Source organism: Cupriavidus sp. 05T313 (assembly GCF_056396665.1).
This window is the reverse complement of record NZ_JBFTLX010000691.1, coordinates 1-388: the sequence shown is the minus strand read 5'-3', so window position 1 is coordinate 388 and position 388 is coordinate 1. Positions and strand designations below refer to the sequence as shown.

1 protein-coding gene is annotated in these 388 nt (G+C 70.1%); it reads right to left on the bottom strand.

Annotated elements, in window-relative coordinates; translation table 11 throughout:
- A partial coding sequence (locus AC1DKD_RS42400) for a helix-turn-helix domain-containing protein (RefSeq protein WP_477144889.1) occupies positions 1-388 on the bottom strand: 388 nt, incomplete at both ends.

The following is a 388-nucleotide window of genomic DNA, read 5'->3' as shown; positions in this document are numbered from 1 at the left end:
CCCGGGATGGCGCGGACCGCCAGGAAGGAGAAGATGCCCGAGTCGAAGGGCGGCCGGTAGGGCAGGTCCAGGGTCAGTGCCGCAGCGCCGCCGCCGTTCACCGGATGGCGGACGGTCCTCCTGAGCGCCGTGGGATTCATATCGAACACCTCGGCGACGGTCTCGTTGAACTGCCTGATGCTGCTGAAGCCTGCTGCGAAGGCGATGTCGGCGAGCTTCATCGATGTGGAAACCAGCAGGGTGCGGGCCGTCTGGGCCCTGGCGGCGCGGGCCAACGCCAGCGGGCCAGCACCCAGTTCCTGGCCCAGGATCCGGTTCAGCTGGCGCGGCGAATACCCCAGCCGGGCGGCCAGGCCCGCCACGCCGTCGCGGTTGACCACGCCATCGT